Source organism: Streptomyces sp. AC558_RSS880 (assembly GCF_019049255.1).
Lineage (GTDB): Bacteria > Actinomycetota > Actinomycetes > Streptomycetales > Streptomycetaceae > Streptomyces.
In genome coordinates this window covers 1-25,674 of the sequence record NZ_JAGMUJ010000038.1, presented here as the reverse complement: position 1 = coordinate 25,674, position 25,674 = coordinate 1, and the positions used below count along the sequence as shown (strand labels likewise).

18 protein-coding genes are annotated in these 25,674 nt (G+C 71.5%); 14 read left to right on the top strand and 4 right to left on the bottom strand.

Annotated elements, in window-relative coordinates; all coding sequences use genetic code 11:
• Positions 1-10: 10 nt before the first annotated feature.
• Positions 11-1,546, bottom strand: a complete 1,536-nt coding sequence (locus tag KUM38_RS16815; protein WP_217130190.1) for a gamma-aminobutyraldehyde dehydrogenase — start codon at positions 1,544-1,546, stop codon at positions 11-13.
• 197 nt (positions 1,547-1,743) lie between these two features.
• Here KUM38_RS16815 and KUM38_RS16810 point away from each other — a divergent pair, with 197 nt between their 5' ends.
• Positions 1,744-2,313 carry an NADAR family protein gene (locus KUM38_RS16810; protein ID WP_217130189.1) on the top strand — a complete coding sequence of 190 codons (570 nt, stop codon included), beginning with the start codon at positions 1,744-1,746 and terminating at the stop codon, positions 2,311-2,313.
• A 63-nt stretch (positions 2,314-2,376) separates the two neighbouring features.
• Here KUM38_RS16810 and KUM38_RS16805 read toward each other — a convergent pair whose 3' ends face one another.
• Complete coding sequence (locus KUM38_RS16805) at positions 2,377-2,835, bottom strand: DUF4190 domain-containing protein (RefSeq protein ID WP_217130188.1); 459 nt, start codon at positions 2,833-2,835, stop codon at positions 2,377-2,379.
• Positions 2,836-3,028: 193 nt separating this feature from the next.
• Positions 3,029-5,869, bottom strand: coding sequence for a glycoside hydrolase family 3 protein (locus KUM38_RS16800; RefSeq protein WP_217130187.1), 2,841 nt, complete (start codon positions 5,867-5,869; stop codon positions 3,029-3,031).
• 358 nt (positions 5,870-6,227) lie between these two features.
• Here KUM38_RS16800 and KUM38_RS16795 point away from each other — a divergent pair, with 358 nt between their 5' ends.
• The 8 genes from KUM38_RS16795 to KUM38_RS16760 all read left to right on the top strand — a co-directional run bounded on the left by KUM38_RS16795 (position 6,228) and on the right by KUM38_RS16760 (position 18,201).
• On the top strand, positions 6,228-7,922 hold the full coding sequence (locus tag KUM38_RS16795) for an extracellular solute-binding protein (RefSeq protein ID WP_217130186.1): 1,695 nt from the start codon (positions 6,228-6,230) through the stop codon (positions 7,920-7,922).
• Positions 7,923-7,949: 27 nt separating this feature from the next.
• Positions 7,950-8,984 carry a sugar ABC transporter permease gene (locus KUM38_RS16790; protein WP_217130185.1) on the top strand — a complete coding sequence of 345 codons (1,035 nt, stop codon included), beginning with the start codon at positions 7,950-7,952 and terminating at the stop codon, positions 8,982-8,984.
• Positions 8,981-9,916, top strand: a complete 936-nt coding sequence (locus tag KUM38_RS16785) for a carbohydrate ABC transporter permease (protein WP_217130184.1) — start codon at positions 8,981-8,983, stop codon at positions 9,914-9,916. Before KUM38_RS16790 ends, KUM38_RS16785 begins: the two co-directional genes overlap by 4 nt.
• 122 nt (positions 9,917-10,038) lie before the next feature.
• The gene (locus tag KUM38_RS16780) at positions 10,039-12,237 is read left to right on the top strand and encodes a 1,4-beta-glucanase (protein ID WP_217130183.1); all 2,199 of its coding nucleotides are present in this window, start codon (positions 10,039-10,041) and stop codon (positions 12,235-12,237) included.
• On the top strand, positions 12,237-14,204 hold the full coding sequence (locus tag KUM38_RS16775) for a beta-galactosidase (RefSeq protein ID WP_217130182.1): 1,968 nt from the start codon (positions 12,237-12,239) through the stop codon (positions 14,202-14,204). Before KUM38_RS16780 ends, KUM38_RS16775 begins: the two co-directional genes overlap by 1 nt.
• Positions 14,201-16,414, top strand: a complete 2,214-nt coding sequence (locus KUM38_RS16770; protein WP_217130181.1) for a glycoside hydrolase N-terminal domain-containing protein — start codon at positions 14,201-14,203, stop codon at positions 16,412-16,414. The genes KUM38_RS16775 and KUM38_RS16770 overlap by 4 nt, the downstream gene beginning before the upstream one ends.
• Before the next feature lie 36 nt (positions 16,415-16,450).
• Entirely contained in the window at positions 16,451-17,164 is a 714-nt protein-coding gene (locus KUM38_RS16765) for a hypothetical protein (RefSeq protein ID WP_217130180.1), read from the top strand.
• A 194-nt stretch (positions 17,165-17,358) separates the two neighbouring features.
• Positions 17,359-18,201 (top strand): carbohydrate-binding protein, encoded by an 843-nt coding sequence (locus KUM38_RS16760; protein ID WP_217130179.1) that lies wholly within the window; start codon positions 17,359-17,361, stop codon positions 18,199-18,201.
• A 27-nt stretch (positions 18,202-18,228) separates the two neighbouring features.
• Here the strand turns inward: KUM38_RS16760 and KUM38_RS16755 are convergent, their stop codons facing one another.
• Complete coding sequence (locus KUM38_RS16755) at positions 18,229-19,275, bottom strand: LacI family DNA-binding transcriptional regulator (protein WP_217130178.1); 1,047 nt, start codon at positions 19,273-19,275, stop codon at positions 18,229-18,231.
• A gap of 317 nt (positions 19,276-19,592) precedes the next feature.
• On the opposite strand from KUM38_RS16755, the gene KUM38_RS16750 reads away from it, so the two are divergent.
• The 5 genes from KUM38_RS16750 to KUM38_RS16730 form a co-directional block, all read left to right on the top strand.
• A complete protein-coding gene (locus KUM38_RS16750; RefSeq protein WP_217130177.1) occupies positions 19,593-21,533 on the top strand; it encodes an acyl-CoA dehydrogenase family protein in 1,941 nt (646 codons plus the stop codon).
• Positions 21,534-21,782: 249 nt separating this feature from the next.
• The gene (locus KUM38_RS16745; RefSeq protein ID WP_217130176.1) at positions 21,783-22,580 is read left to right on the top strand and encodes a carbonic anhydrase; all 798 of its coding nucleotides are present in this window, start codon (positions 21,783-21,785) and stop codon (positions 22,578-22,580) included.
• Positions 22,581-22,728: 148 nt separating this feature from the next.
• On the top strand, positions 22,729-23,991 hold the full coding sequence (gene dxr / locus KUM38_RS16740; protein ID WP_217130175.1) for a 1-deoxy-D-xylulose-5-phosphate reductoisomerase: 1,263 nt from the start codon (positions 22,729-22,731) through the stop codon (positions 23,989-23,991).
• Positions 23,992-23,999: 8 nt separating this feature from the next.
• A complete protein-coding gene (locus KUM38_RS16735; RefSeq protein WP_217130200.1) occupies positions 24,000-25,292 on the top strand; it encodes an RIP metalloprotease in 1,293 nt (430 codons plus the stop codon).
• 183 nt (positions 25,293-25,475) lie between these two features.
• Positions 25,476-25,674, top strand: a 199-nt coding sequence (locus KUM38_RS16730) for a flavodoxin-dependent (E)-4-hydroxy-3-methylbut-2-enyl-diphosphate synthase (protein WP_030422095.1), incomplete at its 3' end; no start/stop codon positions are given.

The following is a 25,674-nucleotide window of genomic DNA, read 5'->3' as shown; positions in this document are numbered from 1 at the left end:
GGCCTGGCTGCTATCGGTCCCCGAAGATGGTGCGGTGCCAGTCCTTGCGGACCACCGCGGTGTTGTCGAACATGACGTGCTTGATCTGCGTGTACTCCTCGAACGAGTAGGCGGACATGTCCTTGCCGAAGCCGGACGCCCTGGAGCCGCCGTGCGGCATCTCGCTGATGATCGGGATGTGGTCGTTGATCCACACGCACCCGGCCTTGATCTCGCGGGTGGCGCGGCCCGTGCGGTACACGTCCCGGCTCCAGGCGGAGGCGGCGAGTCCGTACGGGGTGTCGTTGGCCAGCGCGATGCCCTCGTCGTCGGTGTCGAAGGGCAGGACGACCAGCACCGGACCGAAGATCTCGGACTGCACGACCTCGCTGTCCTGCGCCGCGTCGGCGATGAGCGTGGGGCGATAGTACGCGCCGTCCTTCAGGTCCCCCTGAGGGGCCTCGCCGCCGGTCACCACGCGGGCGTGGGCGCGCGCCCGGTCGACGAATCCGGCCACCCGGTCGCGCTGGACGTGCGAGACCATCGGGCCGAGGTCGGTGCCGGGGGCGAAGGGGTCGCCGAGCCGGACGGTGTCCATCAGGGCCGCGGTGCGCTCGACGAACGCCTCGTGGAGCGGGCGCTGCACATACGCGCGGGTGGCGGCCGTGCAGTCCTGCCCGGTGTTGATGAGCGCTCCGGCGACCGCGCCGTGGACGGCGGCGTCGAGGTCGGCGTCGTCGAAGACGACGAAGGGGGCCTTGCCGCCGAGTTCCAGGTGGAGGCGCTTGACGGTGGCGGTGGCGATCTGGGCGACCCGCTTGCCGACGGCGGTGGAACCGGTGAAGGAGATCATGGCCACATCGGGGTGGCCGACCAGGTGCTCGCCCGCCTCCGCGCCGGTGCCGGTGACGATGTTGATCACACCGTCCGGGATGCCCGCGTCGGTGGCGGCCTGCGCGAAGAGCAGCGAGGTCAGCGGGGTGAGCTCGGCGGGCTTGAGGACGACGGTGTTGCCCGCGGCGATCGCCGGGAGGATCTTCCAGGCGGCCATCTGGAGGGGGTAGTTCCAGGGGGCGACGGAGCCCACGACGCCGATCGGCTCACGGCGGACGTAGGAGGTGTGGTCGCCGGAGTACTCGCCGGCCGACTGCCCCGTCAGATGGCGGGCGGCACCGGCGAAGAAGGCGATGTTGTCGATCGTGCCCGGGACGTCGAACTCGCGGCTCAGCTTCAGGGGCTTGCCGCACTGCAGTGACTCCGCGCGGGCGAAGTCCTCCGCGCGGTCGGCGACGACGGCGGCGAACCGGTGCAGGGCGTCGGACCGCTCGCCGGGAGTGGCGCCGGCCCACGCCGGGAACGCCTCCCGCGCGGCGGCGACGGCCGCGTCGACGTCGTCGGGGCCGGCGAGTTCGTACGTGTACACCTCGGCACCGGTGGCCGGGTCGACGACCGCGTGGGTCCGGCCCGAGGTGCCCTTCGTCAGGCGACCCGCGATGAACTGCGCGCCGTCCGCGAACCGGTCCTGGGCGGGAAACCGTTCCGGGGTGGTGGTGCCCGGGTTGTGCATGTCGCTCTCCTCCGTGTCCCCGAGGGGGCGGCGTGGCTCCAGCTCGATTTGAGTGCCGATCCTGACAGAGCGGTGGGACTCCAACAAGTGATTCCGTTGTTGCCTTTTGGTTACGCGACGAAATCTGTCGACCAGGTGTCGAGTGGCCACGGAAAAGGCAGGACGAGGTGTCAGTGGTTGCTGCCAGACTCGCGTGCATGGAGAGGATCACGGGGGCGACGGACTCGCGGGAGACGCTGATCGAGGCGGCCCGCGCCGGGGCGAGGATCAAGTACCTGCACTTCTGGGGGCACCGGCCGCTGCCCGACGGCCGGATCGGGGCGAGCTGTCTGAGCCAGTGGTGGCCGTCGCCGTTCACGGTGGACGGCGTGGAGTACGCGACCGCCGAGCACTGGATGATGGCGGCCAAGGCCCGGCTGTTCGGTGACCCGGAGGGGGAGCGGCGGGTGCTGGCCGCGGGGCATCCCTCGCAGGCGAAGAAGGCCGGGCGGCTGGTGCGGGGCTTCGACGAGGAGACGTGGCTCCGGGAGCGGTTCGGCATCGTCGTCGAGGGCAGCGTGCACAAGTTCGCGGCCCACGACGACCTGCGGGGTTTCCTGCTGGGCACGGGCGAGCGCGTCCTGGTCGAGGCGAGCCCGGTGGACCGGGTGTGGGGCATCGGCCTCGCGGCCGGCGACGAGGGGGCGAGCGACCCGGAGCGCTGGCGGGGTCCGAACCTGCTGGGATTCGCGCTGATGGAGGCCCGGCGACGACTGCGCACCGGCTGAACGGGAGCCTTCGCACACGGCGGAGGGCCGGTCCGTTCGGACCGGCCCCCGCAGGACGGGCGTTCAGGACGCGGCGCCGATGCCTCCCATGACGCTGGCGAACAGCAGGATGCCGAGCAGCGGCAGGATCACCGTGGCCACGATGCCGCAGATGAGCCCGGCGGTCGCCGAGCCCCTGTTGGTGGCCTCGCCCCGGTTCGCCTTCCCCCGGCCGACGGCGCCGAAGACGATCGCCAGGATGCCCAGGATCACGCCGAAGATCCACAGGAAGAAGGTGAGGCTGCAGACCAGGCCGATGATGCCCAGCACCAGTCCGGCGGTCCCCATGCCGTTGCTCGGCTGCATGGGCATCGCGTAGCCGGGCGTCTGCGGATAGGGCGCGGGGGGCATGCCCTGCGGAGCGGGACCCGACGGGTAGCCGTAGGACGGGCCGGACTGCGGATAGCCGTAACCGGGGCCCGGCTGCTGCGGGGGCTGGGACGGCGGCCCGAACCCACCGGGTGCGGGGTTGGTGCCGGACATGAAAACGCTCTCCCCTCCGTTGAACCTGACCCCGGCATCATAGGGACCGCGCGGCTGCCCGAAGGACGGATTCCGGGGGTGCGGGCCTCCTTTGGAGCGGCACCCCGGAAAGGTCCGCGCCCGACGTGAAGGGGCCCGGCACCGGTTCCCACCGGTGCCGGGCCCCTTCATCGCGCCGGCCGCCTCCGGACCCTCAACCGGAGAAGCCGACGTGCGCGAGCCGCAGCGGGCCGCGCAGTCGCAGGCGCACGTCGTGCACACCGTCGACGACGGCGAAGGACGCGCGGAGCGTGGTGTAGTCGTACGGGCCGGACGTGGGCGCTCCCGGCGACAGCTCGGCGAGCACCGGCCCGCCGTCGAGCGAGACCTCGGCCGTGCCCTCGCCGGACACCTCCACGGTCACCTCCGTCGCCCCGCCGCCGAAGTCACAGCGCCGGAAGAGGAGTTCGCCGTCCTTCCCGGCCGCGGCGGTGACCGAGTCGCCCACCGCCTTCGTACGGTCGACGATCTCGACGCCGCTCTGCTCGTCGAAGCCGGCGGCGTCCAGGCCGCGTTCGAGGACGGGGCGCGGAGCGGTCGGCTCACCGTCCAGTGTCACGGTGGTCCGTGCGCGCACGTCCTCGCTGGAGGCCCCGGCCAGCAGCTCGTACGTCCCCGGCTCCACCCGCCACCGGCCCGCCGCCACGTCCCAGAACGCGAAGGCGGACAGCGGCAGGACGAAGGACAGCCCGACCGACTCCCCGGGCGCCAGCGTCACCCTCCGGTGCGCCAGCAGTTCGCGGCGCGGACGCGGGACCGAGGGGTCCACGGCCCGGGTGTAGAGCTGGGGCACCTCGTCGGCGGTGACGTCACCGGTGTTGGTGACGGTGAAGGAGACCCGCACCGCCGAGCCGTCGACGTCCGCCGCCGGCTCCCCGTAGGAGAAGCCCGCGTACGACAGGCCGTGTCCGAAGGGGAACAGCGGGGTGCCCTCGAAGTACAGGTAGGTCTGCCGGCCGCCGATCACGTCGTAGTCGAGGAGGTCCGGCAGGTCGGCGTCGTCGGCGTACCAGGTCTGCGGCAGCCGGCCGGCGGGGGAGACGTCGCCGGCGAGCACCCGGGCCAGCGCGGTGCCGGCGGCCTGTCCGCCGTGCGCGGTCCACAGCAGCGCCGGGAGGTCCGCCGTGTCCACCGCGTACGGGTAGGCGGAGGTCAGCACCAGCACCGTGTTCGGGTTGGCGGCGCGGGCCGCGCGCAGCAGCAGCTCCTGCTGGGCGGGCAGCCGCAGCGTCGTACGGTCCTCGGTCTCGCGCCCGTTGATGTGCGGATCGTTGCCGGCGACCACCACGACCACGTCGGCGCCGGCCGCGGCACGCGTGACCGCGTCCTCCCCGCGCTCGACGACGACCAGTTCGAAGACCTCGGGGTCCTCCTCGGCAACCTTCACGCCGTCGGCGGCGACCCGCACATGGCGTCCTGTCCCCACATGCCTCAGGAGGTGACCGTCCCCGTGCGGTTCCAGCCGGAACGTCTCCTGCACGACCCAGCCGCCCGGCTGGTCGGCGGAGGCGCGCACGTACCCGTCCTCGGCGACCGAGAGGTAGCGTCCGTCGGGCGCCCGCAGGGTGAGCACGCCCTCGCCCCAGTCGGCCAGGGCGAGTTCGGTGCCCTCCGCCCCGGCGGTGAGCGGCGGCAGGTCGGTGCGGCCCGCGAGCAGCGCCGGGTCGAGGGCGCCCTCGGCGCCGCGCGCCGTCTCGGGGGCCTCGGGGGTCGGCGGGACGTGCAGGAACGTACCGGCGGAGGTCTTCAGCAGCACCCGGTCCACGCCCTCGGCGAACTCGACGCGCTCGGCGCCGAAGCGCTCGTGGAGGCCCTCCAGCGGGGTGACGCGGTGGATGAGGCTGCCGCTGTACCAGTCGAGCTTGCACTCGTCGGCGAGCAGCCCGACGACCGCGACACGGGCGTTCGGGGCGAGCGGCAGCGGGCCGTCGTTCTTCAGCAGGACGATCGCCTGCTCGGCGGCCTCCTGGGCGAGCGCCCGGTGCTCGGGGGTGTCGAAGGGCTGCTCCCCGGCGTACGGGTCCGCGCCCGGGTCGAACTCGCCGAGCCGGAACCGCACCGAGAGCTGACGGCGCACGGCCGTGTCGATGTCGGCCTCCGTCAGCAGGCCCCGCTCCAGCGCGCCCCGGATACGTCCGATGATCGTCGAGCTGTCGGTGCCGTGGTCGGTGAAGCTGTCCACCCCGGCCCGCAGGGCCGCCGCGGTGGCCTCCTCGTGGCTGTCGAAGTAGTGCTCGGAGTCGACCAGGTTGGACGGCGCCCCGGCGTCCGAGCAGACCAGCAGGTCCTCCTCGGTCCAGGCGCGCAGGTGCTCCCGCAGGTACGGAGACACGTGGTTCGGGCGGCCGTTGACCAGGTTGTACGCCGGCATCACGCCGGCCACTGTGCCCGCCTCGACCGTCTCCCGGAAGGCGCGCAGGTCGTACTCGTGGAGCACGCGCGGGCGGACGGAGCTGGAGGTGGTGTCGCGCTCCGTCTCGTTGTTGTGCGCCAGCCAGTGCTTGAGGACGGGGGCCGTGCGCCAGTAGGCCGGGTGGTCGCCGCGCAGGCCCTGGGTGTAGGCGGTGGCGATCGCCGAGGTGAGCTTCGGGTCCTCCGAGTAGCCCTCCTCGTTGCGGCCCCACAGGGGGTGGCGCAGCAGGTTGACGGTCGGCGCCCAGACGTTGAGGCCGACGCGGTCGTCGCGGGTGCGCATCGCGCGGACCTCCCGGGACACCGCCTCGCCCACCCGGCGCACCAGCTCCTGGTTCCAGGTGGCGCCCAGGCCGACGGCCTGCGGGAACACCGTCGCCGGACCCATCCAGGCGACACCGTGCAGGGCCTCCTGTCCGGTGCGGAAGGCGGCGACGTCCAGGCGCTCGACGGCCGGCGCGAACTGGTGCAGAAATCCGATCTTCTCGTCGAGGGTGAGCCGCGACAGGAGGTCGTCGATGCGCTTCGCGAACGGCAGGGTCGTATCGCGGAAAGGCGGCGTAGGCGGCGTTTGTGCGGTCACGTGGGGTTCCCCTCGGGATGGAGCGACGAGGCGCTTTCGAAGCGCTTCGATGCTCATTCGGGGCAGGGGTGGGTGTCAAGGGATCCGAGCACAACAGATCGGACGCCTGGTGGAAGATCCATGGGCATGATGCCTGCATCGCAATCGCGCATACATCCGAGGAATCTTCGATGCGACCCTTGTGTGCCCCCAGGTGTTCACTTAACCTCGCAGCAACATCGAAGCGCTTCGACTGCGAGGCCCGCCTTTCCGGCGCACCTTCCGCCGAACCACCGCTTCGGCTCAGCCAGTTCCACTGAAGACACCGCAGCCGACGGCCACCGCCGGGTGTCCTGGTGCGCCATGAAGGGTTGACGCAATGACGCCGAACGCCGCCCCCAACTCCTCCGGACCGAGCCGGAGAAGCTTCCTCGCCTCCACGGCGGTCGCCACCGCCGCGGTGGCGGGGGGAATGCCGCTGCTCGCCGCGTGCGGCGGGTCCGACGGAGGCTCGCGGGACGGCACCACGTCGGGCAAGGACGCCAAGAAGATCCTCCCGGCGTACGTGGCGAGCAACGTGGTCACGCCCGACCTCCCCAGCAAGAACGGTTCCGCGGTCGGCTTCACCAGCAAGCTCGACCTGGCGGACCTGAAGACGTCGGTGCCGAAGAAGCTCGGCAAGGGCGGCAAGGTCACCGTCATGTCGCCGTTCTGGGGCTCCCCGCCCAAGGACGGCAACGCCTACTACACGTCGATGAACGACCTCATCGGCGTCGACGTGGTCTGGCAGAACCAGGACGGCAACACCTACGACCAGAAGCTCGGCGCGGTCCTCGCCTCCAGCGAGGTGCCCGACGTGGTGGTCGTGCCCGGCTGGAACATGACGGGCAAGATCCCCAGCGCCATCATCGGCAAGTTCGCCGATCTCGGCCCGTACCTGTCCGGCGACGCCGTCAAGGACTACCCGAACCTCGCGGCGATCCCCACCGACGCCTGGCAGCGTTCCATCTTCGGCGGCAAGCTGCGCGGCCTGCCGATGCCGTCCTCGTACGTGTCCGGCATCGTGCCGCTGTACCGCCAGGACATCTTCGAGAAGGAGGGCTACGAAGTCCCCCGCTCGTGCGACGAGTTCATGGCACTGGCCAAGGACGCCACCAACGCCAAGGCCAAGCGCTGGGCCTGCCTGGACATGAAGTGGACCGCCTTCAACGCCTTCGGTGTGCTCTCCGGCAACGAGAAGTCGCTCGGCTGGAACCTGGTCGACGGCAAGCTGGTCCACCGCATCGAGACCGAGGAGTACCTCGAGGCCCTGGAGTGGACGCGCAAGCTGTTCGCCGCCGGCGTCGTGCACCCCGACGCCAAGCTGGGCAAGAGCAACGCCACCGACCCCGGGCCCAAGTTCGCCGCCGGTGAGTTCCTCATCTACAACCAGGACATCTCCCAGTGGTGGAGCCGCACCGCCGAGCAGGCCACCCAGAACCCCGAGTTCAAGATCTGGGGCATGGACTTCTTCGGGCACGACGGCGGCGACCCCACGCTGTGGGCGCAGAACCCGGCGAGCATCTTCGCCTTCGTCAACAAGAAGGCGTCCGAGGCCGTGATCCGCGACGTGCTGGCCGTCGCCAACGTCACCGCCGCGCCGTACGGCACCAAGGAGTACATGGCCACCAACTACGGTGTGGAGGGCACCCACTACACCGTCAAGGACGGCGTGCCCACCAAGACCGACCAGGGCAACATCGACGTGATGAACGCCTTCGTGATGATCGCGAGCCCCGCCGCGACCATCGCCCACCCCGACTTCCCCGAGGTCGCCAAGGGCCAGGTGGAGTGGCAGCAGCGGATGGGCGCCTTCACCAAGAAGCCGTCCTTCTACGGCATGCAGATCACCGAGCCGGCCCGCTACACCAACCTCTCCAACGACTTCGAGCAGCTGGAGGACGACGTCGTCCGCGGCCGCAAGAAGGTCAGCGACGTGCAGCAGGCCGTCTCCGACTGGAAGAGCAAGGGCGGGGACGAGCTCCGGGACTGGTACAAGAAGATCCTCGACGAGAACGGCTCGGCGGCCGGCTGACCGGGTACCGAGGCAAGGAGAACCGCCGTGTCCCACAGCACGGTGCCTCGGACCGACACCGAGGCCGAAGCGAAGGAGAACCCCCCGGCGGCGCACGGCGGCGCCACCGGGGCCACGAAGAAGCCACCCGCCGAGAAGCTCAGCCTCCGGGTGAGGTTCAGACGCGACCGCGTGCTGCTGCTGATGACCCTGCCGGCCGTGCTGCTGGTACTGCTCTTCAACTACGTGCCGATCCTCGGCAACGTCGTCGCGTTCCAGGAGTACGACCCCTACATCAGTGACAACGGGGTCGTCTCCATCCTGCACAGCCCCTGGGTGGGCCTGGAGAACTTCCAGCGCATCTTCGAGGACTCCGCCTTCTGGAACTCGGTGCAGAACACGCTGGTGCTGTTCTTCCTCCAGCTGGTGCTGTACTTCCCCATCCCCATCCTGCTCGCGCTGCTCATCAACAGCGTGGTCAGGCCGCGGGTGCGGGCGATCTCGCAGGCCATCCTCTACCTGCCGCACTTCTTCTCCTGGGTGCTGGTCATCGCCGTCTTCCAGCAGCTGTTCGGCGGCGCCGGGCTGCTGTCCCAGCTGCTGCGCGACCACGGGTACGACGGGCTCAGCCTCATGACCGACCCGGAGACCTTCAAGTTCCTGGTCACCGCGCAGAGCGTGTGGAAGGACGCGGGCTGGGGGATCATCGTCTTCCTCGCCGCGCTGGCCTCGGTCAGCCCCGACCTGTACGAGGCCGCCGCGATGGACGGCGCGAACCGCTGGCGCCGCATGTGGCACGTCACGCTGCCCGCGCTGCGCCCGGTGATCGCCCTGCTGCTGGTGCTGCGCGTCGGTGACGCCCTGACGGTCGGTTTCGAACAGATCCTGTTGCAACGCGACATGGTCGGACCGGATGCCGCGGAGGTCCTCGACACCTTCGTGTGGTGGAACGGCGTGCGCAACCAGGACTTCGGCTACGCGGCCGCCGCGGGACTCGTCAAGGGCGTCATCAGTCTCGGCCTGGTCCTGATAGCGAACAAGGTGGCCCATCTCATGGGCGAGCAGGGGGTGTACAAGAAGTGACCGCCGTCATCGACAAGCCCGCGCGCACGCCCGGCCGCTGGGCGGCCCCGCCCCGGCCGGTGTGGGAGGAGAAGCCCGGCCGGGCCGGGCTCGCGGCCAAGGGGCTGGTCCTGTTCCTCGCCTGCCTGGCCATCCTGTTCCCGCTGTGGATCGTCGTGGTCACCAGCCTGTCCACGCGCAAGGCCATCGACGAGGCCGGCGGGCTGGTGATGATCCCGACGGACATCACCTTCGTCGCCTACCAGGAACTGCTCAGCGGCGGCCAGGTCACCCGGGCCGCGCTCGTCAGCATCGGCATCACCCTCGTCGGCACCCTCTTCTCGATGGCGGTGTCGGTGCTGTGCGCCTACGGATTGTCCCGCACCGGCTCGCTGGGCCACCGCTCGATCCTCATGGTGCTGCTGGCCACGATGTTCTTCAGCGCCGGCCTCATCCCTACCTACCTGCTGGTGCAGTCCATCGGCCTGACGGACAGCTACCTCGCGCTGATCCTGCCCAGCGCGATCAGCGTCTTCAACATCCTGGTGCTGCGCGGCTTCTTCATGGGCATCTCGCAGGAGCTGATCGACAGCGCCCGCATCGACGGCGCCGGGGACCTGCGCATCCTGTGGCAGATCGTGCTGCCGCTCTCCCGCGCGGTCGTCGCGGTGATCACGCTGTTCTACGCCGTCGGCTACTGGAGCGCCTGGTTCAACGCCTCCCTGTACCTGAACGACCAGGACATGCTGCCGCTGCAGAACGTCATGATCCAGCTGGTGCAGAAGCAGGAGGCGCCGGTCGGTCTGGGCCAGGCGATCAAGACCGGTGAGCTGTCCGGTCTGGCCGTGCAGATGGCCGTGATGGTGATGGCGTTGCTGCCGGTGGCCGTGTTGTCGCCGTTCGTCCAGAAGCACTTCAAGAAGGGCATGCTCACGGGCGCGGTCAAGGGCTAGCGCCCTGAGTTGTGGGGGAACTCGCGTGGTCTTTCGGCTGCCGGTTCGTTGTGGTTGATCGCGCAGTTCCCCGCGCCCCTTAGGTTCTCCACTCACCCCCCCCGCATAGGCGAGGTTCTGTCATGTTCGCGTCTCCCTTGAGTCGGCGTGCCGTTCTTGCCGGAGCGGCGGCCGTCGCCGCTGTCGCCGGTGTTCCCGTCCTCGCCGGCCAGGCGAAGGCCGCCGGGTCCTCCTCCTACCGCTGGCGCAACGTCGTCATCGGCGGTACCGGGTTCATCACCGGTGTGCTGTTCCATCCCTCCGTGCGCGGGCTCGCCTACGCCCGGACCGACATCGGGGGTGCCTACCGCTGGGACGACCGGCGTGACCGCTGGATCCCGTTGCTCGACCACATCGGGTGGGACGACTGGAACCTGCTCGGGGTCGAGGCGATGGCGGTCGACCCCGCCCACCCGGACCGCCTCTACCTGGCCTGCGGCACCTACGCCCAGTCGTGGGGGAGCAACGGTGCCGTCCTGCGCTCGGACGACCGCGGCGCCACCTGGCGGCGCACCGACCTCACCGTGAAGCTCGGCGCCAACGAGGACGGCCGGGGCGCCGGTGAGCGGCTCCTCGTGGACCCGCGCGACAGCGACACCCTGTGGCTCGGCACCCGCCACGACGGACTGCTCAGGTCCACCGACCGGGGCGCCACCTGGGCGCCGGTGACCGGCTTCCCGGTCACCCCGTCCGCCACCGGCCAGGGCGTCACCCTCCTCGCCGCCGCCGGGCGCACCGTCTACGCCGGCTGGGGCGACGGCGGCGACGCGAACCTGTTCCGCACGGCCGACGGCACCACCTGGGAGGCCGTGCCGGGACAGCCGTCCGGCGCCGCCGCACGCGTACCGATCCGGGCCGCGTACGACCGGCACACCCGCGAGCTGTACCTGACGTACGCCGACGCGCCCGGCCCCAACGGGCAGTCCGACGGCAGTGTGCACAAGCTGCGCACCGGCGGCGACGAGTGGACCGAGGTCACCCCGGTGAAGCCCGGCGGGACCACGGACGAAGGCTCCGCCGACACCTTCGGCTACGGCGGGGTCGCGATCGACGCCCGCCGCCCCGGCACCGTCGTCGTCTCCACCAACAACCGCTGGGCGGCGGTCGACACGCTGTACCGGTCCACCGACGGCGGCCGCAGCTGGCGCTCGCTGAAGGACACCGCCGTGCTCGACGTCTCCGAGACGCCGTACCTGAAGTGGGGCGAGGACAAGCCCAAGTTCGGCTGGTGGATCCAGGCGCTCGCCCTCGACCCGTACGACTCACGGCACCTCGTGTACGGCACCGGCGCCACCCTCTACGGCACCCGCGACCTGCGTCACTGGGCCCCGCAGATCCGCGGCCTGGAGGAGGCGTCCGTGACCCAGCTGGTCTCGCCCCCGGTCGGGAGGGCGCACCTGATCAGCGGGTCGCGGGACATCGGCGTGATGTACCACGAGCGGCTCACCTCGTCCCCGGCGCACGGCATGGCGACGAACCCCGTGTCCGGGTCGGCGACGGGACTCGCGCAGGCCGCGCGCAGACCGGCGTACGTCGTCCGGGCGGGCTGGGGCGATCACGGCAACGGCGCGTACTCCCACGACGGCGGGCGGACCTGGGCGCCCTTCGCGGCCCAGCCCTCCATCGCCAAGGACGCGCCCGGGCCGATCGCCGTCAACGCCGACGGCAGCGTGCTCCTGTGGTCCTTCGTGCACTGGGACGGCACCAGGTACCCGGCCCACCGCTCGGCGGACGACGGCACCACCTGGTCCGAGATCCCCTCCTTCCCGAAGGGCGCCACGCCGGTCGCCGACCCGGCCGACCCGACGCTCTTCTACGCGTACGACACCGACACGGGAACGCTGCTCGCCAGCACGGACAGTGGCCGTTCCTTCACCGCCCGTGCGACCGGACTGCCGGCCGGCGACAGCCAGTTCAAGCTGGTCGCGGCGCCCGGCCGCACCGGCGACCTGTGGCTGAGTACCAAGGGGAACGGGCTGTACCGCTCCATCGACGGCGGCGTCACCTTCACCAAGGTGGAGAGCTGCTGGGCCTCCTACACGCTCGGCTTCGGCAAGGCCGCCGACGGCGCCGGCTACCCCGCGATCTACCAGGTCGGCTCGACCGGGACCAGCACCGCCGTCCACCGCTCCGACGACGAGGCGAAGACCTGGGTGCGGATCAACGACGACGCCCACCAGTGGGGCTGGACCGGCGAGACCATCACCGGCGACCCGCGCGTGTACGGCCGGGTCTACCTCGCCACCAACGGGCGCGGCATCCAGTACGGGGAGCCCGTCTGATGCCGAACCTGAGCGACGCCACCCGCGGCCGCCTCCTCTACGGCGGCGACTACAACCCCGAGCAGTGGCCCGAGGAGGTCTGGCGCGAGGACGTCCGCCTGATGAAGGAGGCCGGCGTCAACTCCGTCACCCTCGGTGTCTTCTCCTGGTCGAAGCTCGAACCCCGCCCCGGGGAGCGGGACTTCGGCTGGCTGGACCGGCTGATGGACCTGATGCACGACAGCGGCATCGGGGTCGTCCTCGCCACCCCGACCGCCTCCCCGCCGCCCTGGATGGGTCACCTCCACCCGGACACCCTGCCCCGTGACGCGGAGGGCCGGACCGAGTGGTGGGGCGGACGCCAGCACTTCTCGCACTCCAGCGCCACCTACCGCCGGCACGCCGCCGCCATCACCGAGGACCTGGCCGCCCGCTACGGCACCCACCCGGCGCTGAGCATGTGGCACATCAACAACGAGTACTGCACCTACGACTGGGGCGACGAGGCCGCCGCCCGCTTCCGCACCTGGCTGCGCCACCGCTACGGCACCCTCGACGCCCTCAACACCGCCTGGGGCACCGCCTTCTGGAGCCAGGGCTACGGCGACTGGGCCGAGGTGCTGCCGCCCCGTCACGCGCACTACCTGAAGAACCCCACCCAGGTGCTGGACTTCAAGCGCTTCACGTCCGACATGCTCCTGGAGTGTTACACCGCCGAACGCGACATCGTCCGCCGGCACACCCCCCACCTCCCGGTCACCACCAACTTCATGCCGCTGTGGGCCGGCCAGGACGCCTGGCGCTGGGCCGAGGAGGAGGACGTCGTCTCCGTCGACCTCTACCCCGACCCGCGCGACCCGCTCGGCGCCCAGAGCGGCGCCCTGGTCCAGGACATGACCCGCTCCCAGGCCCGCGGCCCGTGGATGCTGATGGAGCAGGCGGCCGGACCGGTCAACTGGCGCCGCGTGAACCACCCCAAGCCGCGCGGCCTCAACCGCCTGTGGTCGCTCCAGGCCGTCGCCCGCGGCGCGGACGCCGTCTGCTACTTCCAGTGGCGCCAGTCCCGGCAGGGCGCCGAGAAGTTCCACTCCGGGATGGTCGGCCACGCGGGTGCGCAGGGGCGTACGTACCAGGAGGTCAAGCAGCTCGGCGCGGACCTGGCCCGGATCGCCCCGCACGTCACCGGCGGCCGGATCACCGCCGACGTCGCCGTGCTGCACGACTGGCACTCCTGGTGGGCCGGCGACCAGGAGGCCCGGCCCTCCCACGAGGTCGACTACCCGCAGGTCCTGAGCGCCTGGCACCGCGCCCTCTGGAGGGCCCACCTGACCACCGACTTCGCCCACCCCGAACACGACCTGTCCGGCTACCGGCTGGTCGTCGTCCCGCAGCTCTACCTCCTCACTGACACGGCCGTCGACAACCTCCTCGCCTACGTACGCGGCGGCGGCACCCTCGTCTGCGGCTTCCTGACCGGCGTCGCCGACCAGGACGACCGGGTCCGGCCCGGCGGCATGGACGCCCGGCTGCGGGAACTCTTCGGCATCCGCACCCTGCACGAGTGGTGGCCGCTGGAGCCGGGGGAGACCGCGGAGTGCGACGGCCTGCGCGGCACCCTGTGGTCCGAGGAACTGGAGCCCGACGGCACCGCCGACGAGACCGTCCCCTACCGGGGCGGGGAACTCGACGGGCTGCCCGCCGTGCTGCGCAAGGGCCGCGCCTGGTACGTCTCGACGCTCCCCGAACCGGAGGCGCTGCGCGCGCTGCTGACCCGCGTCGCGGCCGGTGCGGGCGTCCGGCCGGTGCTCGACGGACTCCCGGACGGAGTCGAGGCGGTCCGCCGCGGGGAACTGCTGTTCCTGCTCAACCACGGCCGCGAGCCGGTCACCGTGGACGTCCCGGGAACCCACCACGACCTGCTGACGGAGACGACCGTGACCGACCGCGTCACCCTCGGCCGCCACGGCGTGGCGGTGCTCGAGCCATGAGCGCCACGCCCGTCCACGGAACCTGGGAACCACGGCCGGCCGCCCGCTGGGAGGACGCCTTCCTGAGCGGCAACGGCCACCACGGCGCCCTCGCGTTCGGTGATCCGAACGACGACCGGACCGTCGTCACCCATCACACCCTCGTCCGTCCGGGCGAGGGCGACGACCGGAACCGGCTGCCGCCCCGGCTCGCCGACGGACTGTCCGACCTCCAGGACCGGCTGCTCGCCGGTGACCCGACCGCCGCCGAGGGCTTCACCGACGGCCGCCCGCTCCAATGGGTACAGCCCTTCCACCCGGCCTTCCAGGTCCGCGTGCGCCGCCCGGACGGCGACCCGGACCCGGACGGATACCGCCGTACGCTCGACTTCGCCACGGGCGTCGCGGAGGCGGCCCGCGCCGGCTGGACCAGCCGGGTCTTCGTCTCCCGCGCCGACGACGTGATCGTCCAGCACGTCACCGGCCCCGGACTCACCCTCGACGTCTCCCTGGACCACCGGCTCCCGGGTGCCCCCACCGGCCTGGGCGTCGGTCACGGCGCCGTCCTCACCCCCGAGGGCGCCCTGCTGAGCCTGCGCGCCCGCTACCCGGGCAGCGACCTCGCCTGCACCGGCGTCACCCTGGTCGCCGTCACCGGCGGCCGCACGGCGCTCGCCCCGCCGGGCGCGCACGTCGAGGGCGCGCGGTCGGTGCTGCTGCTCACCCGGGTGCGGCGGCACACCGGGGAACTCGACGTGGTCGCCGAGGGCCGCGCCCTGCGCGATCTGCTCGCCGACGCCCCCGGGTCCTCGTACGACGACCTCCTCGCCCGCCACCTGCCCCCGCACCGCACCGCCTACGAACGCGTCACCCTGGACCTGGCCGCCGACCCGGACGAACGCGCCCTGCCGGGTTCGGAGTTGCTCACCCGGCCGCGCAGCGCCGCCCTGCTCGAACGGCTCTTCGCGGCCGGCCGCTACCACCTGCTGTCCTCCAGCGGCCTGTTCCCGCCCCGGCTCACCGGACTGTGGACCGGCGACTGGGACACCGCCTGGTCCGGCGCCTTCACCAACGACGCCAACCTCAACCTCCAGACCGCCTCCGCCGCCGCGGCGGCCCTCCCCGAGGTCACCGAGGCGCTGTCCGCCCTGATCCGGCGGCAGTTGCCCGACTGGCGGGACAACGCCCGCGCGGTCTTCGGCGCCCGGGGCGTGGTCGCGCCCGCCCACAGCGACGGCGAGTCGGGGCACGCGTACCACTTCAGCCGCGAGTACCCGCTGCACCTGTGGACCGCCGGCGCCGACTGGCTGCTCAAGCCCCTGGTCGACCACGACGAGACCCGCGGCGCACGCGACCCGCACACCGCCGCCGTGCTCGCCGAAGTCGCCCTGTTCTACGAGGACTTCCTCACCCGCACCGACAGCGAGGGCCGGCTGGTCGTCGTCCCCTCCTACTCGCCCGAGAACCGGCCCGCCAACGCGAGCTGGGGCACCGTCAACGCGGCCATGGACCTCTCCGCCGCCCGGCACGCCCTGCGCACCGCCGCCGCGTACCACCCGGAGCACGCCGACCGCTGGCGGGCGCTCGCCGACCGCCTCCCGCCGCACCGGATCAACGCCGACGGGGCGCTCGCCGAATGGGCGTGGCCCGGACTGGAGGACTCCTACGACCACCGCCACCTCAGCCACCTCTACGGCGTCTGGCCCCTGGACGAGATCACCCCCTACGACACCCCGGACCTGGCCGCCGCCGCCCACCGCGCCCTGGAACTGCGCGGCGCCGAGAACGACTCCGCGCACGGCCACCTGCACCACGCGCTGATCGCGGCCCGCCTCCGGGACGGCGAGCGGGTCGCCCACGCGCTCGGCCAGGTCCTCGACGGCGACTTCTTCCACGCCTCCCTGATGAGCGCGCACTACCCGCACCGCCACGTCTACAACGCCGACGCCGCCCACACCCTGCCCGCCGTGCTGATCGAGGCGCTCGTGCAGTCCACCCCCGACCGGCTGGTCCTGCTGCCGGCCCCCCTCCCGGCGTACCCGAGCGGCCGGCTGCGCGGGATCCGCACCCGCTTCGGCGCCTCGCTCGACCTCACCTGGTCCCCGGACGGCGCCACCGCCGTCCTGCGGCCCACCCGCACCCACCGCATCACCCTGTGGACTTCCGCCGGCGCCGAGCAGCTCGACCTGGTCGCCGGAGAAGACCGCGTCCTCACGCCGAAGACGCGGTGACCTCCCAGCGATTCCCCCCACCCATGGAAGGACACCATGGCAACGAACATCCTGAGCAGGATCACCAAGGCCCTGCTGGCGCCCGTCCTCGCGCTCGGCGCGACGGTCGGCCTCGCCTCCGCCCCCGCGCACGCCGCCGTCTGGAGCTCCTGCGACCAGTGGGGCAACACCGGCCTCAACGGCTACACGCTCTACAACAACATCTGGGGCTCCGGCGCCGGCGCCCAGTGCGTCTGGGCCAACTCCGGCACCAACTGGGGCGCCTGGGCCGACCACCCCAACACCGGCGGCATCAAGTCCTACCCGAACGCCAAGAAGGTGATCAACAAGTCGATCACCTCCCTCTCCTCGCTCACCAGCAGCTACAACGTCACCGTCCCGTCCTCGGGCGCGTACAACACCTCGTACGACATCTGGGACACGGACTACGACTACGAGATCATGCTCTGGGTCAACCACCACGGCGCCGTGGGCCCGCTCGGCTCCTCGCAGGGCGCCGTGAGCCTCGGCGGCCACACCTGGAACGTGTACAAGGGGAACAACGGAGCCAACGAGGTCTTCTCGTTCCTGCGCACCTCGGACTCGAACTCCGGCACCGTCGACATCCTCCCGATCCTCAAGTGGATCAAGGACACCAAGGGCTGGATGGGCAACGAGACCATCGGTGACGTGCAGTTCGGCTACGAGATCACCTCGTCGGCCGGCGGCCTCGACTTCCGCACCAACAACCTGACGGTGTCGGGCGGTTAGTCACCCCGCCTCCGTGCCGCCCGCACCGGTGCCCGGTGCGGGCGGCCCCGTGCTTCCCGGCGCCGCCCGGCCGCCATAACGCCGTGCAGGGGCCGGAACGGGAGCTGTCGCCGTATCCGCCGGCGCGCATAGGTTCTCCGGCGATCAGGCACGCCCCGTCCTTCCGCCCCCACCGAGAAGCCCGAGGAACCGTCATGACCCCATCCCGTCCCGACGCGCCCGGAACCGGCGCCGAACGCCCGATCAGCCGCAAGAACCTGCTCCGCGCGGCCGTCGCCGCCGGAGCCGCCGTCCCGCTGCTGGCCACGGGCACGGTGGCGCTCGCCAGGGAGACCGGCTCCCAGGGGCGGCCCCTGGCGCCCACCCCCTCCTGCGACGACGGCGACGACCCCACGCCCGACCAGATGGAGGGCCCCTACTTCAAACCGAACTCCCCGCTGCGCACCGACCTCGTGACGCCCGGCACCCCCGGCACCCCGCTCACCGTCAGCGGCTACGTCTTCGGCCGGAACTGCGTGCCCCTTCCCGGGGTGCTGCTCGACTTCTGGCAGGCCGACGACGCGGGCGCCTACGACATGGCCGGATACACCTTCCGCGGGCACCAGTTCACCGACGCCACCGGCGCCTTCACCCTGCGGACGATCGTGCCGGGCCTCTACCCCGGCCGCACCCGGCACATCCACGTCAAGGCGCAGGCACCGGGCGAGCCCGTGCTCACCACCCAGCTGTACTTCCCCGGCGAGCCCCGCAACAGCACGGACGCGCTCTTCGACCCGGCGCTGCTGATGAACGTCCGCGCCGCGGGCGGCGGCAGGCAGGGCACCTTCGACTTCGTGCTCGACGTCGAGGGCGACCCGACGGACCCGCCGACGGACCCGCCCACCGACCCGCCGAGCGGGAGCTGGGCTCCCGGCCGTCCGTACGCGGCGGGCGACCGGGTCGTCCACGGGGGCGCCGGTTACCGCTGTCTGCAGGCCCACACCTCGATGACCGGCTGGGAGCCGCCCCACGTCCCGGCGCTGTGGCGCCGCGAGTGACCGCGGCCGCCTCACCGGGCGGGTGGGCTACGGGGCGGGCGCCGGGCCCGAGCTGGCGCGGACCGTCAGTTCGGGCGCGATCAGCACGACCTCGTCGCCGCCCCGCCCGTCGAGCTTGGCGACCAGCTGTTCCACGGCGAGCCGGCCCATCTCCTGCGCGGGGACGGCGACCGACGTCAGCCGCACCGAGGCCTGCACGGCGACCTGCTCCGGACAGATCGCGACCACCGAGACGTCCTCGGGCACGGCCCGCCCCTGCTGCCGCAGCAGGGCGAGCAGGGGTTCCACCGCCGACTCGTTCTGCACGACGAAGCCCGTGGTGCCGGGGCGTTCGTCGAGGATCCGGGCCAGGGTCACGGACATCGCGTCGTACCCGCCCTCGCACGGCCGGTGCAGCAGCCGCAGTCCCAGCTCCCGCGCCCGGCCGCGCAGTCCGTCCAGGGTGCGCTCGGCGAAGCCGGTGTGCCGTTCGTAGACCGCCGGCGCCTCGCCGATGACGGCGATGTCGCGGTGTCCGAGCTCGGCCAGGTGCTCCACGCACAGCGCACCGGTGGCCTTGAAGTCGAGGTCGACGCAGGTCAGCCCGGCGGTGTCGGCCGGCAGCCCGATCAGCACCGCCGGCTGGTCGTCCCCCACTCTCGACTTCGCTCGAGCGGGGGGACCCCCACCCCGCAGCAGCGGCAGCCGCTCGTCGTCGAGTTCGACGTCCATCAGGATCATGCCGTCGGCGAGTCCGCTGCCCGAGACCCGGCGCACCGCGTCCGGGCCCTCCTCACCGGTGAGCAGCAGCACGTCGTACCCGTGGGTGCGGGCCGTGGTGGCCATCGCGATGGCGATCTCCATCATCACCGGCACGTACATGTCCGTACGCAGCGGGATCATCAGCGCGATGATGTTCGACCTGCTGCTGGCCAGGGCACGGGCCCCGGCGTTCGGGTGGTACCCGAGCTCGTGGATGCTCCGCTCGACCCGCTGCCGGGTGTTCGCGGAGATGGACCGCTTGCCGCTGAGGACATAGCTCACCGTGCTCGCGGAGACTCCGGCGTGCTGGGCGACCTCGGCGAGGGTGACCATCCAGTCTCCAAGCTTGTGAAGCGCTTCGACAGTGCGCGCAATGTGTAGGGGCAGGTGAGGGTGGTTCGACAGTAGCCTCACAGGATGACGGGTGTCCATAGGCTGTCGAAGCGCTTCGACAGCTTTCTCCAGGGCCGGGTCGAACCGAAGGGGCGCCGGAGGAATTGTCCCTCACCCCACCCGCCCGCCGGGCGCGGGAGCATCGGCCGTACGGCCGCACGAAGGGTGGCGGAGCGGCTACGGATCGGGTACATACGATCGAGTAGCACCAATCGGTAATGTAATGACACCATCCCATTCGCGGCGAGGTGAGCCTCATGTCCGCAGCACCCGAGTCTCCGTCCCGGCCCACGGTCACCGAACGTGAGGCCCGTCAGGTGGCGGAGGCGGCCCGGGAACAGGATTGGCGCAAGCCCAGCTTCGCCAAGGAACTGTTCCTCGGCCGCTTCCGGCTCGACCTGATCCACCCCCACCCCCTCCCCGCCGACGAGCACGTCCAGCGCGGTGAGGAGTTCCTCGCCAAGCTCCGCGACTTCTGCGAGACGAAGATCGACGGCGCCCGGATCGAGCGTGACGCCCTGATCCCCGACGACGTGATCACCGGGCTCAAGGAGCTCGGCGCCTTCGGCATGAAGATCGACACCAAGTACGGCGGCCTCGGCCTCACCCAGGTCTACTACAACAAGGCCCTCGCCCTGGTCGGCTCCGCCAGCCCGGCGATCGGCGCGCTGCTCTCCGCGCACCAGTCGATCGGCGTCCCGCAGCCGCTGAAGATCTTCGGCACGCGGGAGCAGAAGGAGACGTTCCTGCCGCGCTGCGCGCGCACCGACATCTCGGCCTTCCTGCTCACCGAGCCCGACGTCGGCTCGGACCCGGCACGGCTCGCCACCACCGCCGTACCCGAGGGCGAGGAGTACGTCCTCGACGGGGTGAAGCTGTGGACCACCAACGGCGTGGTCGCCGACCTCCTCGTGGTCATGGCGCGCGTACCGAAGTCCGAGGGCCACCGGGGCGGCATCACCGCGTTCGTGGTCGAGGCGGCCTCCGAAGGCGTCACCGTGGAGAACCGCAACGCCTTCATGGGCCTGCGCGGGCTGGAGAACGGGGTCACCCGCTTCCACCGGGTCCGCGTCCCCGCCTCGCACCGCATCGGCGAGGAGGGCCAGGGCCTGAAGATCGCCCTGACCACGCTCAACACCGGCCGGCTGTCCCTGCCCGCGATGTGCGTCGGGTCCGGGAAGTGGTGCCTGAAGATCGCCCGCGAGTGGTCGGCGGCCCGGGAGCAGTGGGGCAAGCCGGTGGCGCTGCACGAGGCCGTCGGCTCCAAGATCGCGTTCATCGCGGCCACCACCTTCGCCCTGGAGGCCGTGGTCGACCTCTCCTCGCAGATGGCCGACGAGGACCGCAACGACATCCGCATCGAGGCCGCCCTCGCCAAGCTGTACGGCTCGGAGATGGCCTGGCTGATGGCCGACGAACTGGTCCAGATCCGCGGCGGACGCGGCTTCGAGACCGCCGAGTCCCTGCGGGCGCGCGGCGAGCGGGCGGTCCCGGCCGAGCAGATGCTGCGCGACCTGCGCATCAACCGCATCTTCGAGGGCTCCACGGAGATCATGCACCTGCTGATCGCCCGCGAGGCCGTCGACGCCCACCTCTCGGTCGCCGGTGACCTGATCGACCCGGAGAAGTCCCTCGGCGACAAGGCGAGGGCGGGTGTGGGCGCGGGCGTCTTCTACGCCAAGTGGCTGCCGAAACTCGTCGCCGGACCGGGACAGCTCCCCGGCACGTACGGCGAGTTCAAACACGGCGTCGACCTCTCCCCGCACCTGCGCTACGTCGAGCGCACCTCCCGCAGGCTCGCCCGCTCCACCTTCTACGCCATGTCCCGCTGGCAGGGGAGGATGGAGACCAAGCAGGGCTTCCTGGGCCGGATCGTCGACATCGGCGCCGAACTGTTCGCCATGAGCGCCGCCTGCGTCCGCGCCGAGCTCCTGCGCGGCCGCGGCGAGAACGGCCGTGAGGCCTACCAGCTCGCCGACGCCTTCTGCCGCCAGGCCCGCATCCGCGTCGAGGAACTCTTCGACCGCCTGTGGACCAACACCGACGACGTCGACCGCAAGGTCGTCAAGGGCGTGCTCTCCGGCACGTACGAGTGGCTGGAGCAGGGCATCACCGACCCCTCGGACGACGGTCCCTGGATCGCGGACGCCACACCCGGCCCGAGCACCCGGGAGAACGCGCACCGTCCGGTCCGCTGACGACGCGTGCCACCACGGCGCCGAAGGGAGGGCGGCCGGGTCCCCGCACCCGGCCGCCCTCCCCCCTTCCCGCCCGGTGCGCCCAACTCCCCTACCGCTGCGGGTTTTTCCTGTTTTGCGGGACGTGCGCCGGACCCTTGGACGTTTGCTTACCCTTCCTTGCCGTTCCCTGTGCGAACCTTGCCCCGTTCGTTGCGGTCGATGGCGAAAGGTGGATGACCTCCCACAACCCGATGAGGGGTCATCCGCATGTCTTCCCACCACATACGCACGGCCGTCGTCTCCGCGCTCGCAGCCCTCACGGCCGTCACGGCGACCGCCTGCACCGCCACCGCCTCCGCCTCCCCGGACGGCAAGTCCCCGGAGACCCCCCACTGGAGCTACGAGGGCGCCACCGGCCCGGAGCACTGGGCCTCGCTCAGCGAGGACTTCGAGACCTGCGAGAAGGGCCGTGAACAGTCACCCGTCGACCTCACCGAGGACGTCGCCGTCGAGACGGACACACCCGTCACCGTCCACTACAAGCCCGTCACCGCGGAACTCGTGAACAACGGCCACACCGTCCAGGCCAATGTCTCCGCCGGCAGCAGCATCGTCGTCGACGGCACCACGTACCAGCTGCGGCAGTTCCACTTCCACCTCCCGAGCGAGCACACCGAGGACGGTGGGCACGCGGCCATGGAGATGCACTTCGTGCACGAGGACAGCAAGGGCGGGCTCGCCGTCCTCGGCGTGCTGATGAGGACGGCGAAGGGGCACTCCGCCTTCACGGACCTGTGGAAGCACCTTCCGGCCGGGGAGGGCGGGCAGAGCCACATCACCAGGCCCGTCGACCTCACACGGTTCCTCCCCGGCGACCGCGACCAGTACCGCTACGAGGGCTCCCTGACCACCCCGCCCTGCACGGAGGGCGTCAAGTGGACCGTGCTGGAGGACCAGGTGCGCGTCACCCCGCGGCAGGTGGCGGCGTACCGGGAGCTGTTCCCGAGGAGCAACCGCCCGGTCCAGCCGCGCAACGACCGTGAGGTCGACCACGTCGACCGCTGACCGGCGGGTGCGGCGCGGCGGGCGGGAACGGCGGCCGACCACCGAGCCGGGGCGCGGAGCCGGGGCGCGCCCCCGTACCGCCGGGACGCGCCCCCGGGCTGCCGGGGCGGGGGCCCGGCGGCGGTCGCGACCCGACACAATGGGGTCCATGACCGACGCTCCAGCCCCCCTCGCCGACCCGCACCTCGTCTACGACCCCGTGGCGGGAGACGGCCCGAAGGACGTGGTGATCCTCGGCTCCACCGGGTCGATCGGCACCCAGGCCATCGACCTCGTGCTGCGCAACCCCGACCGCTTCCGGGTCACCGCCCTGTCCGCCCACGGCGGCCGGGTCGCCCTCCTCGCCGAGCAGGCCCGCCGGCTGCGGGTGCGCACGGTCGCCGTCGCCCGCGAGGACGTCGTACCGGAGCTGCGCGAGGCGCTCTCCGCGCGGTACGGGGCGGGGGAGCCGCTGCCCGAGGTCCTGGCCGGGAAGGACGCGGCCACGCAGGTCGCCGCCTCCGACTGCCACACCGTCCTCAACGGCATCACCGGCTCCATCGGTCTCGCCCCGACCCTCGCCGCCCTGGAGGCGGGCCGCACCCTCGCGCTCGCCAACAAGGAGTCGCTCATCGTCGGCGGCCCGCTGGTCAAGGCGCTCGCCAAGCCCGGTCAGATCATCCCGGTCGACTCCGAGCACGCCGCCCTCTTCCAGGCGCTGGCCGCCGGCACCCGCGCCGATGTCCGCAGGCTCGTCGTCACCGCCTCCGGCGGCCCCTTCCGCGGCCGCACCAAGGAGCAGCTGGCCCACGTCACCGTCGAGGACGCCCTCGCCCACCCCACCTGGGCCATGGGCCCGGTCATCACGATCAACTCCGCGACCCTCGTCAACAAGGGCCTGGAGGTCATCGAGGCGCACCTGCTGTACGACATTCCCTTCGACCGCATTGAGGTCGTCGTGCACCCGCAGTCGTATGTCCACTCGATGGTTGAGTACACGGACGGATCGACACTGGCCCAGGCGACGCCCCCCGACATGGGCGGGCCCATCGCCGTCGGCCTCGGCTGGCCCGAACGGGTCCCCGACGCCGCTCCGGTCTTCGACTGGAGCAAGGCGTCCACCTGGGAGTTCTTCCCCCTCGACAACGAGGCGTTCCCCTCGGTGAACCTCGCCCGGCACGTCGGCGAGCTCGCGGGAACCGCCCCGGCGGTGTTCAATGCCGCGAACGAGGAGTGCGTGGAGGCGTTCCGCGCCGGCGCGCTGCCCTTCAACGGGATCATGGAGACCGTCACCCGGGTGGTCGAGGAACACGGCACCCCGGCGTCGGGAACCTCACTGACCGTGTCGGACGTCCTCGAAGCGGAGACCTGGGCGCGGACGAGGGCCCGGGAACTGACAGTCCGGACGGCGAGCGCGGAGGCGCATGCATGACGACCCTGATGTTCATCCTCGGCATAGTCGTCTTCGCGGCCGGCCTGCTGTTCTCCATCGCGTGGCACGAGCTGGGCCATCTGTCCACGGCCAAGATGTTCGGCATCCGCGTGCCGCAGTACATGGTCGGCTTCGGCCCGACCCTCTGGTCGCGGAACAAGGGCGAGACCGAGTACGGCGTCAAGGCGATCCCGTTCGGCGGCTACATCCGCATGATCGGCATGTTCCCGCCCGGCCCCGACGGCCGCCTCGAGGCCCGCTCCACCTCACCGTGGCGCGGCATGATCGAGGACGCCCGCTCCGCCGCCTTCGAGGAGCTCAGGCCCGGCGACGAGAAGCGCCTGTTCTACACGCGCAAACCATGGAAACGGGTCGTCGTGATGTTCGCGGGCCCGTTCATGAACCTGATCCTCGCGGTGGCGCTGTTCCTCACCGTGCTGATGGGCTTCGGCATCCAGCAGCAGACCACCACCGTCAGCTCGGTCTCCCAGTGCGTGATCTCGCAGAGCGAGAACCGCGACGAGTGCGAGAAGTCCGACCCCCGCTCCCCGGCCGCGGCCGCCGGGATGAAGGCCGACGACAGGATCGTCGCCTTCGACGGGGTCAGGACCGACGACTGGGCCACCCTCTCCGACCTCATCCGCGACAGCGCCGGCAAGCAGGTGCCGATCGTCGTCGACCGCGACGGCCGGGAGGTCACCCTCCAGGCGACGATCGCCACCAACATGGTCGCCAAGAAGGACGGCAACGGCGCCTACGTCGAGGGCGAGTACGTCAAGGCCGGCTTCCTCGGCTTCAGCGCCGCCACCGGCGTCGTCAAACAGGACCTCGGCGAGTCCGTGGTCTGGATGACCGACCGGGTCGGCGACGCCGTCGACTCCCTCGCCGCCCTGCCCTCCAAGATCCCCGCCCTGTGGGACGCGGCCTTCGGCGACGGCCCGCGCGAACCCGACTCCCCGATGGGCGTCGTCGGCGCGGCCCGGGTCGGCGGCGAGATCGCCACCCTCGACATCCCCGCCTCGCAACAGCTCGCCATGTTCGTGATGCTGCTCGCCGGCTTCAACCTCTCCCTGTTCCTGTTCAACATGCTCCCGCTGCTGCCGCTCGACGGCGGACACATCGCGGGTGCCCTGTGGGAGTCGCTGCGCCGCAACCTCGCCAGGGTGCTGCGCCGCCCCGACCCCGGCCCGTTCGACGTGGCGAAACTGATGCCGGTGGCCTATGTGGTGGCCGGGATCTTCGTCTGCTTCACCCTCCTCGTCCTGATCGCGGACGTGGTGAACCCGGTACGGATCTCGTAGCCCCGAGGAGCGTCACCTGCCGTTCACGATGGCCTGGAACCCTTTCGTTCCGGGCCATCGTCCTTTGGGCGGGTTTACGACCGTGATGTGCTCGGGCGTCGGCCAGTGCCGTAATCTCGGAGCCCGGAGCCCGCTGCTCACGGGGAGCCGGACCTTGATCCACGACTTGGGGTTGCACAGCAGATGACTGCGATTTCTCTCGGCATGCCGTCCGTTCCGACCAAGCTCGCCGAGCGCCGGAAGAGCCGGCAGATCCAGGTCGGGTCGGTGGCGGTGGGCGGGGACGCCCCGGTGTCCGTGCAGTCGATGACGACCACGCGTACGTCCGACATCGGTGCCACGCTGCAGCAGATCGCCGAGCTCACCGCCTCCGGCTGCCAGA